The organism is Halorubrum kocurii JCM 14978 (genome assembly GCF_000337355.1).
Classification (GTDB): domain Archaea; phylum Halobacteriota; class Halobacteria; order Halobacteriales; family Haloferacaceae; genus Halorubrum; species Halorubrum kocurii.
In genome coordinates, this window is record NZ_AOJH01000105.1 from 46252 (window position 1) to 62434 (window position 16183).

A 16183-nucleotide genomic window follows, 5' to 3' on the forward strand; every position below is an offset into this window, starting at 1 on the left:
CGCGCTCACTCCGTGGCCGCGTCCGATGCCCCGTCGGCCGTCTCCGCGCGGTCGCGGCTCACGGTCCAAATGCCGACGGTCATCAGCGCGCCGCCGACCACGAATCCCGATCCGAGCGACTCGCCGAGCAGCGCGGCCCCGAGCGCCGCGCCGACCGCGGGCTGCGCGAAGAAGAAGACGGCCACCGTCCCCGCCGGCACGTACTCCAAGCCCTTGTACCAGAGGTACCAGGCCGCCGCCGTCGCCCCCAGTCCGAGGTACAGCACGGCCGCGACCGACTCGGCGGTCAGCGGGAGGTCGGCCGGCGAGAGACCGAGGTACCACAGCTCGCCGGCCGCGAGGGCGCCGAGCATCGGGAGGCTGGCCAGCGAGGAGTACGTCGCCGCCCGCAGCGCCCCGTGTCGCCTGACCGCGCGCAGCCCCCAGACGGTGTAGCCGGCCCACGTCGCGCTACCGACGAGGAGCAGCGCCACGCCGAGGGCGTTGCCCGCGGCCATCGACCCCAGGTCGTACTGCCCGGCGACGACGACCGCGGTCCCGACGCCGGCGACGGTCATCCCGCCCGCTTTCGCGGTCGTGACCCGCTCGCCGAGCACGGCCGCGCCGAGCAGAACGGTGAACACGGGCGTGAGAACCGTCAGCAGCGACCCCTGGCTGGCGTTCGTCAGCTCCGTGCCGACGAACTGGGTCGCGATCGTCACGGTCACCCAGCCACCGAGCGCGACGAAGGTCGGCCACTCGCTTCGGGAGGGCGCGGGACCGCCACGCCCGGCGACCGCGAGCCAGAGCGCGCCGGCGCCGACCGCGACCCGGAGGAAGCCGAGCGTCACGGGCGGGATCAGGTCGAACCCCCACTTGCTGACGACGTACATGCCGCCCCACAGCGCCGCGGCTGCGAGGGGCGCGAGCGCAAACGCGTATCGACCGATACCTGATGACATGCGGGGATGTGAGGAGGACGGAAGGAAGGAAGAAACGCCCGGGGACTCAGCCGCCGAGGTACAGCTGGGAGACCTCCTCGTCGTTGAGGAGCTCCTCCGGCGTGCCCTCGAAGCGGACCGTCCCCTGATCGAGGACGTAGCCCCGGTCGGAGATGCCGAGCCCCTTCGTCACGTTCTGTTCGACCATCAGGATCGCGGTGTCCATGTCGTTGACCTCCTGCACGTCCTCGAACACGTCGTCGGCCGTGTTGGGCGCGAGCCCCGCGGACGGCTCGTCGATGAGCAGCACGTCGGGCTCCATCACCAACGCCCGGGCGAACGCCAGCACCTGGCGCTGGCCGCCCGAGAGCGTCTTGGCCTTCGAGCCGCGCTTCTCGTCGATGATCGGGAACCGGTCGTACAGCGTCTCGATCACCTCTTCGAGGCCGCCGTCGCGGGCGACGCCGCCCATCCGGAGGTTCTCGTCGATTGTCAGCGAGCCGAACACGTTGTCGGTCTGGGGGACGTAGCCGATCCCCTCGCGGACGATCTCCTCGGGCGCCATCCCGCCGATGTCGCGGCCGTGGTACTCGACGGTCCCCGTCCACGGCGTCAACATCCCGAACGCCGTCTTGAGCACCGTCGACTTCCCGGCCCCGTTGGGGCCGACGAGACAGACGATCTCGCCCGGGTCGAGCCGGACCGAGCAGTCGTCGAGCACCTGCACCTCGCCGTACCCGCTGTCGACGCCCGACAGCGAGAGCACGGGACCGGCTCCGTCGGTGGCCTCTTCGGGCCGAGTGGTGTCGTCGCTCATGTGCCGCCTCCGAGGTACGCCTCGATGACGCGATCGTCGCTCCGGACGCCGTCCGGCGTCCCCTCCGTCAGGACGCTCCCTTGGTCCAAGACGACGATCGGGTCCGCCAGGTCCATCACGAACTCCATGTCGTGTTCGATCAGCAGGAACGTCGTCCCCTGCTCGTTGAGCCGCCGGATCTGGTCTTTGAGCTTCTTGGCCAGCGTCGGGTTCACCCCCGCGACTGGCTCGTCGAGCAGCAGCACCTCCGGCTCGGCGAGCATCGCCCGCGCGAGCTCGACGAGCTTCATCTGGCCGCCGGAGATGTCCGTCGCGGGCTGGGTCGCGAGGTGATCGATCTCGAAGTCCTCTAAGATCCGCTCCGCGTCGGCGAGGTTCGCCGACTCGCTCTCCGAAACCGCCCCCGGCGTGGCGAACAGCTTGACGAACGACTCGCCGGGCTGGTTCCGCGGGCCGACGAGCATCGCCTCGCGGACGGTCATCCCCTCCAGCTTGCGAGGGGTCTGGAACGTCCGGATGAGGCCGTGCTCGGCCACCTCGTACGGCTCCATCCCGGTCACGTCGGTCCCGTTCACCTCGACGGTCCCGCCGTCCGGCTCGTAGAAGCCGGAGATGAGGTTGAACAGCGTCGACTTCCCGGCCCCGTTGGGGCCGATGAGCCCGGTGATCGTGCCGCGCTCGACCGCGAAAGTCGCGTGGTCGGTCGCGGCGAGGCCGCCGAACGACTTCTGGAGGTCGTCGACGCGGAGGACGGCGTCCTCCTTGGGGAGCGCGCCCTCACTCATCGCCACCACCCCCTTTCTGTTCGCGGACGCCGCTGTCCGGCGTCTCGGTCGTTCCGCCCCCGTCGACCGCGCTCGGCCAGATCAGCTCCCGCTGGGGCGGGAGGACCCCCTGCGGCCGGTAGCGCATCACGGCGACGATCACGATCCCGATCAACAGCAGCCGCATCGGTGCCGGATCGATCGGGATCGCGAAGTCGTTCAGGAACCGCGTCCCCTCGCGGATGGTGACGATCACGATGCCGCCGAACAGCGCCCCGCGGTTGGAGCCGCTGCCGCCCAGAATCACGGCGACCCACGCGTAGAACGTCGTGATCGGGTCGAGGTCGCCCGGCCCGACGTAGAGGTTCAGGTGGGTGTAGAACACGCCCGCCAGTGCCATGATCAGGCTCCCGAGGATGAACGACTGCATCTTGAACGAGTAGGTGTTCTTCCCGAGCGCCCGCGCGAGGTCCTCGTCGGACCGGATAGTGCGCAGCACGCGCCCCCACGGCGACTGGTGCGCCCGCCGCAGCATCAAGAACGTCACGCCGGCGAACGTGAGCACGAGTAGGACGTTCAGCAGCGCCTCCCAGAACGACGTCCCGAGGATGATCGGCGAGCCGGGGATCACAACCAGCCGGAGTCCCGGCATCGTCTCCGGGAACGTCGAGAGCACCGGCCACCCCTTGAAAAAGCTCGGAATCCCGCGCACGCCGGCGCTCCCGTTCGTCAGCCAGCGCTCGTTGAGCACGACCAGCCGGACGACCTCCGCCAGTCCGAGCGAGGCGATGGCGAGGTAGTCGGCCCGGAGCCGGAGCGTCGGGATGCCGATGAGCAGCGCTAACACGAGCGCGACGACGAGCGCGACGACGAGCCCGACGAGCGGGTTGAACCCGCCCGCAATCGGCGAGCTCTCGGCGGTCATCAGCGCGGACCCGTACGCGCCGATCCCGAAGAACGCGGCGACGCTGAAGTTGATCAGGCCGGTGAACCCCCACTGGGCGTTGAGCCCGAAGGACAACAGCGCGTACATCCCGGCGAGCCCGACGAGGAACAGGAAGTACGTCGGCCCGAGCGCGCCAGTGAGCAGCGCCCCGAGGAGGAACAGCATGAACGCGACGCTGACGCCGAGCACCCACCTTTCCGGACGAGTCAGGTCGGCGAACGCCGCTTTCGGGTCGGCGAGGAGGCTCATGTTGCCCCCTCCCCGGCGATCCCGTTGGGGCGAACCAACAGCACGACGACCATGATCACGAACGCGATCGCGTTCGCGTACTCGAGGGTTATCAGATTCTCGAGCAGGGTCGCGAGCCACCCCTGCCCGATCGGTAGCGCCTCGACGACGTTGGAGAAGAACGGCGTTAATTGGGTTATCATGCCGATGAGGAAGCCGCCCGCCATCGCGCCGTAGACGGAGCCGATTCCGCCGAGGATCACCGCCGCGAAGATGATCAACAGGAGGTTGAATCCCATCCGCGGCGAGAGCTGGTTGAACAGCCCGAGGAACACGCCCCCCGCGCCGGCGAGCCCGGCGCCGATGACCCACGTCCACAGCTTGACCCGCTTCGTTCGGATACCGCTGACCCGCGCGAGGTCGGGGTTGTCGGCCATCGCGCGCATCTTCCGGCCGAGGTCGGTGTACTGCAACAGGACGTGTAGTCCGGCGACGAGGACGACCGCCGAGGCGACGATCGCCACGTCGTGAAGCGTCACTCGGACACCGTACGGGATGAGCGTCTCGATCGGGCGCAGCGACTGGATACCGAACCGGGTGAAGTCAGAGCCGAACCGGATCTGGATCACCGCGCGGTAGATGAACGCGATCCCGATCGACGTGATCAACAGCCCGATCGAGTCGACGTCGAGCGGCTCGTAGATGAGCTTCTCGGTGCCGACCGCGACGACCGCCGCGACGGCGATCCCCACGACTAAGGCGAGGAAGAAACCGTACGGCAGCCCCAACACCGCGCCGCCGAGCCCGCCGACGGCGCCGAACGTCACGAGCGCCGTGTACGCGCCGATGGTCATCGTGTCGCCGTGCGCGAAGTTCGCGAAGTCGGCGATGCTGTACACCAGCGACAGCCCGATGCTGCCGAGGACGATGATGCTACTGAAGACCAGCCCGTTCGCTAGGTATCCGAGGACGGTCATCTGTCGGGATCAGCCTTCGATGAAGTCGATGCCTTCGTAGTCGTGATCTTGGACCTCTTGCACCTGGAGGAACCCGATCGGGTCCCCGTTCTCGTCGAAGTCGATGGGGCCGCTGACGCCCTGGTAGTCGACGTCGTCCGGGCCGCCGCCGTCCACGAGGATCTCGCTGGCGGCCTCGAAGGAGGTCACCTCCTCGCCGTCGGGACCGGAGACGCGCCGCACGGTGTCCTGGAGCGCCTCCCCGGTGAACTCGTCGGCCGCCTGGATCGCGAGCGCGGCGTTGATGACGCAGTCGTAGGCGTACGCCGCCCAGGAGGTCGGTGTTCGGTCGTACTCGTCCTCGAAGGCGGACGCGAACGACTGATAGTTTTCCTCTTCGACCGGCGCGGACGGCACGACGATTTTCATGCCATTCATGCTCCCCTCGGGAGTGTTCTCCAGCACGTCGTCGCCGGAGACGGAGTCGGCGCCGTAGAACTGCGCCTCGTATCCGGACGAGAACACTTCGTTGACCATCGTCGCGAACTCCGCCTGGTAGGTGATGAACAGCCACGCCTCCGCGTCGGAGCTGTCCATCTCCGAGATGACGCCGGAGTACGACGACTGGTCCCCATCGTGTGAGTTCTCATACGCGAGGTCGCCCTCCCACGCGTCGACGAACGCGTCGGCGAGGCTCTGCCCGTAGTCGTTGTTCACGTAGGTGAGCGCAACCTCGTCGTAGCCGTCCTCGGCGATGAGGTCCGCGAGCGCGTTCGCCTGGCTGAGCCCCGACGGCGACATCCTGAGCAGCCCCGGGAAGTTCGTGAGCTCGAGCCCCGTGGAGTTCTGACTGAGCTGGACCACGTCAGACCCCTCGACGACGCTCTCGTAGATGGCCAGCGAGACGCCCGATCCGACCGCGCCGATGAGGAACGGGACGCCGTCCTGATTGACGAGCTTCTGTGCGGCGGCGATGCCACCCTGGTTCTCGCTCTCGGAGTCCTCGACGGAGATCTCGAGTTCACGGCCGCCGATGCCGATATCGTTGACATGCTGTAAGGCGAGTTCGACGCCGCGCTGATTTCGCTCGCCGAACGACGACAGCGAGCCGGTCTGTGAGTCGACCATCCCGATCTCGTAGGTCTCCGTCGAATCGTCGCCGTCGCTTCCGTCGTCGCCGTCACTTCCGTCGTCGCCGTCACTTCCGTCGTCGCCGTCGCTTCCGTCGTCGCCGTCGTCGGTGGTGCTGAGACATCCCGCGAGCGAGACGAGGCCCGCTCCGCCGGTCAGTTTCAGTAGCGTTCTCCGGTCGGTCATGTCCATGCTATCTCGTGACATATGTAACCTGTAGTCTCCGTCGACGTATGGGTATCTGAAACCCTACCCGTCCATGGTCGGTGGAGACGGATATCACCCCCCACGTGGCGCAATATTTGCGCTTACGGATTTTATCTACAAGTAATACGCGAAATAATTGGTCGGGTGCCCTTATATGACCGTCGGGTACTCCGTTGATCATATGATTCCGCCCATCGCGAGCAACTTTGTCGCCGGCGAGACGCCGGCGGCGGCGCTCGCGCACGTCGAGTCTCTCAACGAGCGGGGCGTGACCGGCATCCTGAATCTCCTCGGCGAACACTACGAGGAGCGACCCCCCGCCGACGCGGACGCGGACGCGTACGTCGACCTCGTCGAGGCGATCGCCGACCGAGGGGTCGACGCCTGCGTCTCCGTGAAGTCGAGCCAGATCGGCCTCGACATCGGTGACGACGTCTTCGAAGAGAACCTCGCGCGCATCGTCGAGGCGGCCAACGCCCCCGCGGCGACCGGTCCGGACGGGACCGGCACGTTCGTCTGGATCGACATGGAGGACCACGAGACCACCGACGTGACGCTCGACGCCTTCGAGCGCCACGCGCTCGAGACCGACGGGAACGTCGGCGTCTGCGTGCAGGCGAACCTGAGGCGCACGCGCGAGGACCTCGAGCGGCTCGCGGACCTGCCCGGGAAGGTCCGGCTCGTGAAGGGGGCGTACGACGAGCCCCCGGCGTTATCGTACACGGAGAAGGCTCGCGTCGACGAGTCGTACCGCGACTGCCTCGCGTACATGTTCGAGGCGTTCGACGACGGGGTCGCCGTCGGGAGCCACGACCCCGCGATGATCGAGTACGCGGGCGAGCTCCACGCCGAGCACGGGACGCCCTACGAGGTGCAGATGCTGACGGGCGTCCGGGAGTCGGCGCAGTTCGAGCTGGCCGGTGACCCCGACGTGGACGCCGAGGTGTACCAGTACATTCCGTACGGCTCCAAGTGGTTCTCGTACTTCTACCGGCGGATCCGGGAGCGCAAGTCGAACGCGCTGTTCGCGCTGCGAGCGATCGTCGGGAACTGAGTGGTTCTGGTCCGAGAGCGGCGATCGCCGGTCACGGGTCCAGCAGCTTCGACTCCGCCTTCCGGAGGTGTTCGAGCAGCGTCGTCTTCGAGACGTCGAGGTCGTCGGCCAGATCGCGCGTCGACGCCTCTCGCGGCCACTCGTAGTACCCCGCCTCGCGGGCGTGCTCGTACACCTCCCGCTGGGTCGTGGTGAGCGTGTCGAGCCGCTGTCCGCGGGGCGACTGCCCCGGCTGCCCCGACGACGACATCGACTGCACGGTCACCTCCGCGCCCGCGCTCTCCTGCACCGCGTCGAGCGACTCCCGGATCTCCGTGCGCTCGCCGACGAAACACACCTGCCACTCCTCGCGGCCGTCCTCGATACGGACGGGAGCGCTGTGGACGAACCCGTGTTCGAGGAGCGTCGGACACATCATGTCCGCGGGGTCGTACTCCAGGAAGAACTCGCGCACGACGTTCCCCGGCGCGTCGCGGGCGCGCCCGAACCGCTCCTGTAGTTCGAGGAGGTCGCCCGCGCGGTCGGACGCGCGGATCGCGTCGAGCAGCTCCTCGACCTCCTCGTTCGTGTCCGCGAAGGCGGTGAACAGCCCGTTCACCGAGTTCGGCGTCTCGGCGTTCGCCTTCGGTGAGTTGTAGATCGCGTGGGCGAGGACGCCGCCGTCGGTCTGGCCGGTCGCCTCGATCGCCCAGCAGTTCGGGTGCCACAGGTCGAGCGTGAGCCGGGTGCCGGACCACTCCTCGGCGCCGCCCGGGTCGGTGATTGCCATCGTTACCCTTCCTGTGGCACCGCATCACAAAGAGCCTGCCGACCATGGTCGGGTGGGATATTTGGACGGGACGGCGGAAACGACCGCCCATGTCGGACGCGTACAAACACTACATCGACGGCGAGTGGGTCTCGGGCGCGGGCTCGGAGACCTTCGAGAGCGAGAACCCGGCGACCGGCGAGGCGCTCGGCACCTTCGAGCGCGGGACGCCGGGCGACGTGGACGCGGCGGTCGACGCCGCGGACGCGGCGTTCGAGGAGTGGCGCGAGCTCTCCCGGGTCCAGCGCGCGGAGTACCTCTGGGACGTGTACCACGAGCTGCGCGAGCGGACGGACGAGCTCGGCGAGATCGTCACGAAGGAGTGCGGGAAGGAGATCTCCGAGGGAAAGGCCGACGTGGTCGAGGCCGCGCACATGGTCGAGTGGGCCGCGGGCGACGCGCGACACCCGAAGGGAGACATCGTCCCCTCCGAGATCCCCGCTAAAGACGCGTACATGCGCCGGAAGCCGCGCGGCGTCACCGGCTGTATCACCCCGTGGAACTTCCCCGTCGCGATCCCCTACTGGCACATGGCCATCGCGCTGGTGGAGGGCAACACCGTCGTGTTCAAGCCCGCCGAGCAGACTCCGTGGTGCGCGCAGATCATCGCGGAGATGTTCGACGACGCCGGGATCCCGGACGGCGTGTTCAACATGGTACAGGGGTTCGGCGACGCCGGCAACGCGATCGTCGAGCACGACGACGTCGAGACAGTCATCTTCACCGGGTCGGCCGAGGTCGGTCACCTGATCCAGGACAAGCTCGGCGGCGTCGCCGGCAAGCGCGCCGCCTGCGAGATGGGCGGCAAGAACGCGATCGTCGTCACCGAGGAGGCGGACCTCGACACGGCGGTCCACTCCGCGGTGATGTCCTCGTTTAAGACGACGGGCCAGCGCTGCGTCTCCTCCGAACGCCTGATCGTCCACACCGACGTGTACGACGAGTTCAAAGAGCGGTTCGTCGAGATCGCCGCGGACGTCGCCGTCGGCGACCCGCTCCGGGAGGACACGTTCATGGGGCCGCTCATCGAAGCGGAGCACCACGAGAAGGTCGCGGAGTACAACGAGCTCGCCCGCAAGGAGGGCGTGAACGTCCTCGTCGACCGCACCGACCTCGACGCCGACGAGATTCCCGACGGCCACGAGGACGGCCACTGGATCGGGCCGTTCGTCTACGAGGCCGACCCCGACGAGGACCTCCGCTGCACCCACGAGGAGGTGTTCGGACCGCACGTCGCGCTCCTGGAGTACGACGGCGACATCGAGCGCGCCGTCGAGCTTCAGAACGACACCGAGTACGGGCTCGCCGGCGCCATCGTCTCTGAGGACTACCGCCAGATCAACTACTACCGCGACCACGCCGAGCTCGGGCTGGCGTACGGGAACCTCCCCTGTATCGGCGCGGAGGTCCAGCTCCCCTTCGGCGGCGTCAAGAAGTCCGGCAACGGCTACCCCTCCGCCCGGGAGGCCATCGAAGCGGTCACCGACCGCACCGCGTGGACCCTGAACAACTCGAAGGAGATCGAGATGGCGCAGGGCCTCTCGGCGGACATCAAGACGAAGGACGAGTAGGCACCCCGGCCGTCGGTTTATATACCCGTTTTTCGAAGCGCCGCGACCGCCTCGCTCGGCGACGATCCGTCCGCCAGCGCGCCCCGCGGGACGAGCCGCTGGCGCGGTCGCCCCACCGGCTGCGAGACCGGCTCCGTCTCGACGAGCCCGGCGTCGGTGAGGTCCCGTTTTATCCGTGTGAACGTCGCCGAGCTCCCGATCCCGGCGTCCTCGCAGGCGCGGCGCAGGTCGCGGTCGAGGGCGCCGCGCCGCGCACCGGCGGCGTAGGTCCGGACGCGCGCCCCGCCGCGGTCGAGGGGGTCGCCGCCGGCGTCGCGGTTAACGTCGAGGAGCCGCACGGCCTCGTCCGCGACCGCGTCCCCGCAGCGCTCGCTGAGCGCCCCGTACAGCCGGTGCCGGCTCGGGGTGCGGAGGCGAACCGCCTCGCCCTCCGCGAGGAGGCCGTCGTAGCGCTCGCGGAGCGTCGTGTCGGCGCCGATCCGGCACCACGTGCCGTGCGCGCCGTCGCCGTCGCGCTCCGCCTCGTGCCCCCGGTCGCCGTCTCGCTCGCCGGCGGCCCCGACGAGCACGCAGCCGTCGGAGCGCCCCGCGAGAACGGCGTTCGGCTGCGGTTCGGCGAGCGTTCGCAGGTCCCAAGCCCCCGCCTCGACGAGCGCCGCGAGCCGGCCCGCCGGACGGAACCGGTCGGTGAGCGCGTCGACCGCGCGGTCGCTCGCCAGCACCGTCAGCGTCGGGAGGTCGGCGACCGGCGACAGCGGATCCCCCTCCGCGCGGGCGGCGGCCCGCAGCGCGTCGAGACCGGGGTCGACGGCCTCGAGCGCGGCCTCCCGGTACGCGGCGGCGAGTGCCGCAAGAAGTCGGGGGTCGGGGTCGACGGCGATCGGATCCGTGAACGACCCGAGCGCGGTCGGCCCGTCCGCGAGCGGGAGGGTCGGTGGTGAGGGAGACGCCACTGCTCAGACTCTGCCCCGCGGGCGGAATAAGCGTGGTGGCGACGCGTTCGGTCTCTCGGGCCGATAACTTTCTGACCGCCCCTCACGCCACCTGCAGACGAGTGACGTGGCCGCCGCAGCCGCACCGCTCGACGTACTCCGGATCGAGGCCGTACTTGTCCTCGATCGCGTCGTAGAGGAACTCCTCGGGGTGGCAAAGGTCGCCGTGCGAGACCAGGTTGACGTGATTGCCCGCGGTCGTGTGGTCGATGGCGGCCAGCGCGTCGCGGGCCGCCGACGCGGCGTCGACCGCGAGGCCGCCGTCCGTCGCCGGGCGTTTGCGGGCGATCTCGTAGCGCCCGTGCGCCTCGCCGGCGAACTCGACGCAGACGGTTCCGGTGAACGCGCCCTTTTGTCGTCGGGGACGGAACCGACCGGTATGCCACCGCTCGAACTGCCGCTCGGACTCGGCACCTCCGGGCTCGACGACCCCGCGGAGTGTCGCGCCACCGTGACCGCCGCCCTGGAGGCGGGGTACCGCCACGTCGACACCGCGCAGATGTACGGCAACGAGGCGGCCGTGGGCGAGGGGATCGCCGCGGCCGACGTGGACCGCGAGGACGTGGTCGTGGCCACGAAGGTCCATCCCGACAACCTCGCGTCCGAGAGCGTCCGCGAGACCGCCCGGGAGAGCCTCGACCGACTGGGGGTCGACCGCGTCGATCTCCTGTACGTCCACTGGCCGATCGGAGCCTACGACCCGGACGAGACCCTCCCGGCGTTCGACGCGCTCCGGGAGGCGGGGCTCACCGACCACGTCGGCGTCTCGAACTTCACGCCCGAGTTGTTGCGCGAGGCCGAGGGGGTCCTCGACGCGCCGATCGCCGCCCATCAGGTTGAGTGTCACCCGCGGTTCCAACAGCCGGACCTCCGGGCGATCGCGGCGGAGCGCGACCACGCGCTGGTCGGGTACTCCCCGCTGGCGCAAGGGGAGATCCTCGACGACCCCGACTTCGCCGGTATCGCCGAGGAGCACGACCTCCGGCCCGCGGTCCTCGCGCTCGCGTGGGGGCTCGCCCGGGACGTGACTCCGATCCCGAAGGCGACCGGCGACCACGTGACCGAGAACCTGCGCGCGGTCACCGCCGAGGTCCCCGAGACCGCCCTCGACGCGGTCGACGCGCTGGAGGGCGGCGAGCGTCGGATCGACCCCGACGCCGCGGCGTGGAACCGGTGACCCGCCCTTAGAAACCGTTCACACCGCGTCCAGCCGCGCGCGCAGTTCGGTCTCCGCCCGCTCGACGAGCGACTCCAGCGGCTCGTCGAGGTACGTGGTCCACTGGTCGATGAACCCCGACCGGCCGAGCATCCGGACGACCTCGTACACCGGCCGCCGCTCGGCGAACCCCGGGGGGAGCCCGCCGGCGCGGTCGCGGTACCCCTGATAAAGGGCGTCGGCGTACCGCTCCGGTCCCTCGCTGTCGAACCCGTTGAGGAGCTGGTCCTCCGCGCGGACGAGGTCGCGGGCCGGGTCCCCGACGTGCGCCAGCTCCCAGTCGATCGGGACGATCCCGTCGGGGCCGGCGTCAGCGACCGAATCGGCGTCGGCGACCGTATCGGCGTCGATTCCCGCGTCCCCGCCGTCGACCGCGAACAGGTTCGGCTTCGCCACGTCGCCGTGGAGGAGCGCGGCCGGAGCGCCCTCCAACCGGTCCCGGTTCCGCTCGACGCAGTCGAACACGGCGTCGTAGTGGGCCGCCAGCCGCTCGGAGGTGCCGATCTCCCGGGTGCGCTCGATCGTCGCGCGGAGCACGTCTGGCCACGGGGCGCGCTCGATGTCGAGTCCGCCGGGCGCGTCGCGCCCGACTATCTCCCCGTGGGCCTCGAACCGCTCCGCGTGGAGGCTCGCGAGCGTGCCGCCGACCCGCCGGAGGAGCGCCTCACGGCGCGGCTCTCCCGCCGTCGCCCAGGCGTCGAGCAGTTCGCGCCCCGGCGCCGGCGCGGTGACGAGGGACGGGACGTCCGCGTCCGGGTCGGCGGCCAACACCGCGGGCCCCGTTACCGACCGCTCCGCGTCGAGGTAGCGCAGCACGGCCAGTTCGCGCGCGATCCGGTGCCCGTCCCCCGAGACGGCGACCTTGCAGAACGCGCGGCTCCCGTCGGCGAAGGCGACGCCGACCGTCTCGTTGGCGCCGTTCCACGAGGGCCCGACCCCGAACGTCTCGTCGACGGTCCGCCCCGGAAACGCGTCGCCGAGCGCGGTCGCGACCCTCTCGTCCATACCCGCATCTCGCGGACAGCGGATGTTAAAGTTGCTGTCACACCACTGGAGCACGGGGATATAACCCGGGTACTATCGGTCTAATACCGACTGTATCCGGGCTGACCGACAACGTCATACCTATCGTCGGATTATCAGATATCCGTGAGCGACGACGGGATCGACGGCCGGATCGGGTTCGAAGTGGAGGGCCGAACGCTGCGCATCCGCGATGCCCTCGAGGGCGAGGAGCTCCCGCTCTGCTTCGATCAAGAGCCGCGGCCACAGCCGGCACTGGACGAACTATTTCCGGCTCCCGTCGATCGAGCCGTCAGCTTCGAGGCCGAGTCGGTCTCGATCTCTTCCTACCATTCTATTTTACTCCGCGAAAGCGACGGGGAGCTCGTCGCCCGGCTCAACGAATCGATGGACTTCCAGCGCCAGACGTACTTCATCGAACTCAACGGCGTGACAAAGGCGTTTATTCGCACTCCCGACGTGGCGATCTCCGCGACAGGAATAACGGATTCACCGACCGTTGAGCTGAGCTTCGACCGCCCGACCACCGTCACGGTCGGCGCGCGGTCGCTGCACACCCGCCCGGAGGCGACGATCAGCGTTCCCGACGACCCGACCGCGCTCGCCGAGGCGGTGTCGGTGCTCGGCTCGTCGATCAAGGAGTTCACCCCCGAGCGCTCGTGGCCGACCCTCCGCGGGTACCCACCCCGGATTCGCGTCGGAACCGAACTCGACGTTCCGAGCCCGCTCGTCACCCCCGACACCGGCGTCGAGGTTGTCGTGCGCCCCACGTACGAAGACATCTACCGGCTCTCCACGCTCGCGTACTACCTCGGTGCGAACGTGGTCGTCGGCGACGGGCCGGCGATCCGGCTCGACAACGGCTACGTCGAGTCGCTCCCGACCGAAGGAGTCGCGTTGGAGGAGCGCGCCGAAGAGTTGCTCCGAACGTGGTTCTTCCTCGACACGCTGGCGCGGACGGAGGGGTACGTCAAGTCCGATCGGTACGAGTACGAACAAGTGGGGTCGGAACTCCCGTTTTATCCGCCGAACTTGGCCGACAGTTCGATGAGCGAACGGTTGATGGAGTACTTGGAGGTTGATCCGGAGACGGTCGCACCGTACACACCGGAGTGGCCGACCGAGGCGGTGCTTCGACCGGTACCCGCCGCCATGGAACTCCTCCCGCACCTCGCGCACGTCCTCGCACCGGTTCGCGTTCGCGGAACGGCGGATCCAGCGGCGGACGCTCCGATCGCGCTCGCAACGTCCCCGTGGATGAATCACGATCGAGACGGTTCGGATACCGATACGACCCCCGTGCCGGATGCTACCTCAACTCCATCAGGAACGACAATTCTGACGCCGAAAAGTTACGAGAACTCGCTCACCAGAGCGACGACAGCGCGGGGTGAGATCCGACTCGTCGTCCTGACCGATTCCGCAGCGCGTGCGAAGAGACTCAGTGATGCGATTTCCGACCCAGCGGTACCGGGTGGGATCGGCTCGTGGGAGGTGGTAAACAATCCTGACGTAGAGACCGTTACGGCGACCCTTTCCGATCCGGAGACCGACATCGCCTACTGCTGCCTGCCGATCGAAAACGGCGAGGTCGCCGCTTGCGATGGAGTGGTGTCGCTTGACGCTCCCGACGATTCACCGACGCTGTCTGTATTTGAGGGGGTTACGGATCCTGCGTTCGGGTACCGGATCGTCGAAAACGGTGGATTATCGGTGATCACTTCTGGGTCACTTTCCAGTCCAGAGAGATTCCGGTCGCTGATCGGGCTGCTGTCATCGGGGGTCTCGATAGCTCCGAGTGTCAGTTTATCAGGTGACAGCGCAGCAACCCGGATGCGGATCGTCGGCGATCCAGGTGTCGAAATCGCCTCTCACAGCCATGTGCTGATGCATGTGTACCGGGCTTGGTCAGAAAGCTCCGATTCACACCGCATCAAGCGCCGATCCATGCTCTCGCTGTCGGCACGGCCCGGAATCGAAGATAGTCAGCTGTATGACGGGTTTCAGCCGATGGAGGAACTGTCTGGCAAGAGTTGGGTTGAGGGCCCAACGATCGACTCCTCTGATCTCCTCACCGTGCTCGAGCAGGACGACTCGGTCGTCCAGCTCAACGGGCGCCTCCTGTTGCCGGAGGATGTCCAGACGGAGGCCGACATCGCGCGATTGGCTCGTCAACACCGCTCCGAGGACGCCGAATCCGCGGACAGCGCGTCTGAGCGTAGTTCCCAGTGACGACGCCGCGACCGCGCCCCCTCCCCGTTCTCACCGATAGTTTTTATTCGGCTTGCCGACGAAGCGTCAGGTATGCCCCAGATCCACCTCGACGAGGAGACGGTCGAACGGCTCGACGCGCTCCGGATGGACGACGAGGAGTACGACGAGATCGTCAGCGAGCTGATCAACATCTACGAGGCCGAGGAGCTGACGCTGTTCCGCGGCAGCGACCTCGAATAAGGCGTCGCGGGGAGTTCGCTCCCCGTTCGCCGCCCGAACTCACTCCTGATACGCGACCCGAACTTGCTCCCACTTACCGACGTCTTCCAAGTGCGCCTGTAGCTGGTCGGCGTACTCCTGGACGAGCCGCTCGGCCGCGTCGAGCTCCTCGTCCGAGGGGCCGTCGTCTCCGCCGCCGAGCCCGAGCGCGCCCTTGATCGAGTCCACGAGCCCGCCGCCGGACCCGCCCCTCCCGCCGGCGTCGCCGCCGGGGGCCCCGCCCATCGCCGCCACCTGCGACCGGACGTTCTCCAGCTCCGGCATGATCGCCGGGAGGCTGGAGGTGTCGGCGACGATCCGGGCGGCCTCCGGGTCGTCGGCGTCCTCGATCTCGAACTCGGTCGCGGTCATGATCAGCCCCCACTCCTGACTGGAGAACCGCGAGGCCGACACTCGGTCGGTGAACTGGTTGTCGACGGTCATACGCTCGCCGACGATCGCGTCGGTCCATTCGCTCATACGCCCTCCTTCGGCGGTAGCGGTAAAAGCCCCTTCCCTCGCGGTCCCGCCCGCCGGTCGCTCCCGCTCGACGGCGTTCGAGAGGGCATTTATACCGCGCACCGCGTCGATCCGGTATGACAGACCGACGCGTGACCAACCGACGCGCGACCGACCGACGCGTGACCGACTCGACCCGCCGCGCGGCGCTCGCCGGGACGGGGATCGTCGCCGCCGCGGCGCTCGCGGGCTGTCTCGACGCCGCGGTCCCGGGCGGCAACGAGGGGAGCGATCCGGAGCCGGTCGACCGGACGGGCGAGGAGGCGGTGACGGTCGCCGTCGGCGCGGACGCGGGGTTCGCCTTCGCGCCCGCGAACGTCGTCGTCACCGCCGGAACGACGGTGGTCTGGGAGTGGACGGGCGCCGGCGGGGCCCACAACGTGGTCGGTACGGACGGCGCCTTCGAGTCGGCCCTCACCGGCGAGGAGGGGCACACCTTCGAGCACGACTTCGACGAGGCGGGCGTCTTCGAGTACGTCTGCACGCCGCACCAGACGCGGGGGATGGAGGGGACGATCGAGGTCGTGGAGTGACCTGGCGGGGCGGCGAGGCCGGCGCG

Annotated in this window: 17 protein-coding genes and 1 pseudogene; 6 read left to right on the forward strand and 12 right to left on the reverse strand. The window is 68.7% G+C overall.

The window, feature by feature from the left end; translation table 11 throughout:
- Positions 1–5: 5 nt before the first annotated feature.
- From C468_RS16790 to C468_RS16815, 6 genes are read right to left on the reverse strand one after another with little or no spacing between them, the layout of a single operon-like run.
- Positions 6–941 (reverse strand): DMT family transporter, encoded by a 936-nt coding sequence (locus C468_RS16790; RefSeq protein ID WP_049912329.1) that lies wholly within the window; start codon positions 939–941, stop codon positions 6–8.
- Positions 942–987: 46 nt separating this feature from the next.
- Positions 988–1737 carry an ABC transporter ATP-binding protein gene (locus C468_RS16795; protein WP_008850106.1) on the reverse strand — a complete coding sequence of 250 codons (750 nt, stop codon included), beginning with the start codon at positions 1735–1737 and terminating at the stop codon, positions 988–990.
- Positions 1734–2522 (reverse strand): ABC transporter ATP-binding protein, encoded by a 789-nt coding sequence (locus tag C468_RS16800; protein ID WP_049912343.1) that lies wholly within the window; start codon positions 2520–2522, stop codon positions 1734–1736. Before C468_RS16800 ends, C468_RS16795 begins: the two co-directional genes overlap by 4 nt.
- Positions 2515–3696, reverse strand: coding sequence for a branched-chain amino acid ABC transporter permease (locus tag C468_RS16805; RefSeq protein ID WP_008850108.1), 1182 nt, complete (start codon positions 3694–3696; stop codon positions 2515–2517). Before C468_RS16805 ends, C468_RS16800 begins: the two co-directional genes overlap by 8 nt.
- Positions 3693–4652: a branched-chain amino acid ABC transporter permease gene (locus tag C468_RS16810; RefSeq protein ID WP_008850109.1), complete on the reverse strand. Its 960-nt coding sequence runs from the start codon at positions 4650–4652 to the stop codon at positions 3693–3695. The genes C468_RS16805 and C468_RS16810 overlap by 4 nt, the downstream gene beginning before the upstream one ends.
- A 9-nt stretch (positions 4653–4661) precedes the next feature.
- Entirely contained in the window at positions 4662–5969 is a 1308-nt protein-coding gene (locus C468_RS16815; protein WP_049912331.1) for an ABC transporter substrate-binding protein, read from the reverse strand.
- A 181-nt stretch (positions 5970–6150) separates the two neighbouring features.
- On the opposite strand from C468_RS16815, the gene C468_RS16820 reads away from it, so the two are divergent.
- Complete coding sequence (locus C468_RS16820; RefSeq protein ID WP_008850111.1) at positions 6151–7023, forward strand: proline dehydrogenase family protein; 873 nt, start codon at positions 6151–6153, stop codon at positions 7021–7023.
- Positions 7024–7054: 31 nt separating this feature from the next.
- Here the strand turns inward: C468_RS16820 and C468_RS16825 are convergent, their stop codons facing one another.
- Positions 7055–7792, reverse strand: coding sequence for a helix-turn-helix domain-containing protein (locus tag C468_RS16825; protein ID WP_008850112.1), 738 nt, complete (start codon positions 7790–7792; stop codon positions 7055–7057).
- An 89-nt stretch (positions 7793–7881) separates the two neighbouring features.
- On the opposite strand from C468_RS16825, the gene C468_RS16830 reads away from it, so the two are divergent.
- Positions 7882–9402 carry an aldehyde dehydrogenase family protein gene (locus C468_RS16830; protein WP_008850113.1) on the forward strand — a complete coding sequence of 507 codons (1521 nt, stop codon included), beginning with the start codon at positions 7882–7884 and terminating at the stop codon, positions 9400–9402.
- 17 nt (positions 9403–9419) lie between these two features.
- Here C468_RS16830 and C468_RS16835 read toward each other — a convergent pair whose 3' ends face one another.
- A complete protein-coding gene (locus C468_RS16835) occupies positions 9420–10355 on the reverse strand; it encodes a transcriptional regulator TbsP domain-containing protein (RefSeq protein WP_008850114.1) in 936 nt (311 codons plus the stop codon).
- A gap of 82 nt (positions 10356–10437) precedes the next feature.
- Positions 10438–10647: pseudogene (locus C468_RS19370) on the reverse strand (CGCGG family putative rSAM-modified RiPP protein); the annotation flags it as partial.
- 126 nt (positions 10648–10773) lie between these two features.
- Here C468_RS19370 and C468_RS16845 point away from each other — a divergent pair.
- Positions 10774–11571, forward strand: coding sequence for an aldo/keto reductase (locus C468_RS16845; protein ID WP_049912345.1), 798 nt, complete (start codon positions 10774–10776; stop codon positions 11569–11571).
- 18 nt (positions 11572–11589) lie between these two features.
- Here the strand turns inward: C468_RS16845 and C468_RS16850 are convergent, their stop codons facing one another.
- Both C468_RS16850 and C468_RS19055 read right to left on the reverse strand, forming a co-directional pair.
- On the reverse strand, positions 11590–12615 hold the full coding sequence (locus C468_RS16850; RefSeq protein ID WP_008850117.1) for a phosphotransferase family protein: 1026 nt from the start codon (positions 12613–12615) through the stop codon (positions 11590–11592).
- Between the two features lie 344 nt (positions 12616–12959).
- A complete protein-coding gene (locus C468_RS19055; protein WP_241431031.1) occupies positions 12960–13271 on the reverse strand; it encodes a hypothetical protein in 312 nt (103 codons plus the stop codon).
- Between C468_RS19055 and C468_RS16855 the strand changes: the two genes are divergently transcribed.
- Together C468_RS16855 and C468_RS18770 are read left to right on the forward strand one after the other, a co-directional pair.
- A complete protein-coding gene (locus C468_RS16855) occupies positions 13252–14865 on the forward strand; it encodes a hypothetical protein (protein ID WP_241431032.1) in 1614 nt (537 codons plus the stop codon). The two genes, C468_RS19055 and C468_RS16855, sit on opposite strands and share 20 nt — an antisense overlap.
- A 72-nt stretch (positions 14866–14937) precedes the next feature.
- The gene (locus tag C468_RS18770) at positions 14938–15087 is read left to right on the forward strand and encodes a DUF7557 family protein (RefSeq protein ID WP_008850119.1); all 150 of its coding nucleotides are present in this window, start codon (positions 14938–14940) and stop codon (positions 15085–15087) included.
- Positions 15088–15126: 39 nt separating this feature from the next.
- On the opposite strand, the gene C468_RS16860 is transcribed toward C468_RS18770, so the two are convergent.
- Entirely contained in the window at positions 15127–15585 is a 459-nt protein-coding gene (locus tag C468_RS16860; protein WP_008850120.1) for a DUF5799 family protein, read from the reverse strand.
- A 116-nt stretch (positions 15586–15701) separates the two neighbouring features.
- Between C468_RS16860 and C468_RS16865 the strand changes: the two genes are divergently transcribed.
- Positions 15702–16157, forward strand: a complete 456-nt coding sequence (locus C468_RS16865) for a halocyanin domain-containing protein (RefSeq protein ID WP_008850121.1) — start codon at positions 15702–15704, stop codon at positions 16155–16157.
- The last annotated feature ends 26 nt before the right edge of the window (positions 16158–16183 follow it).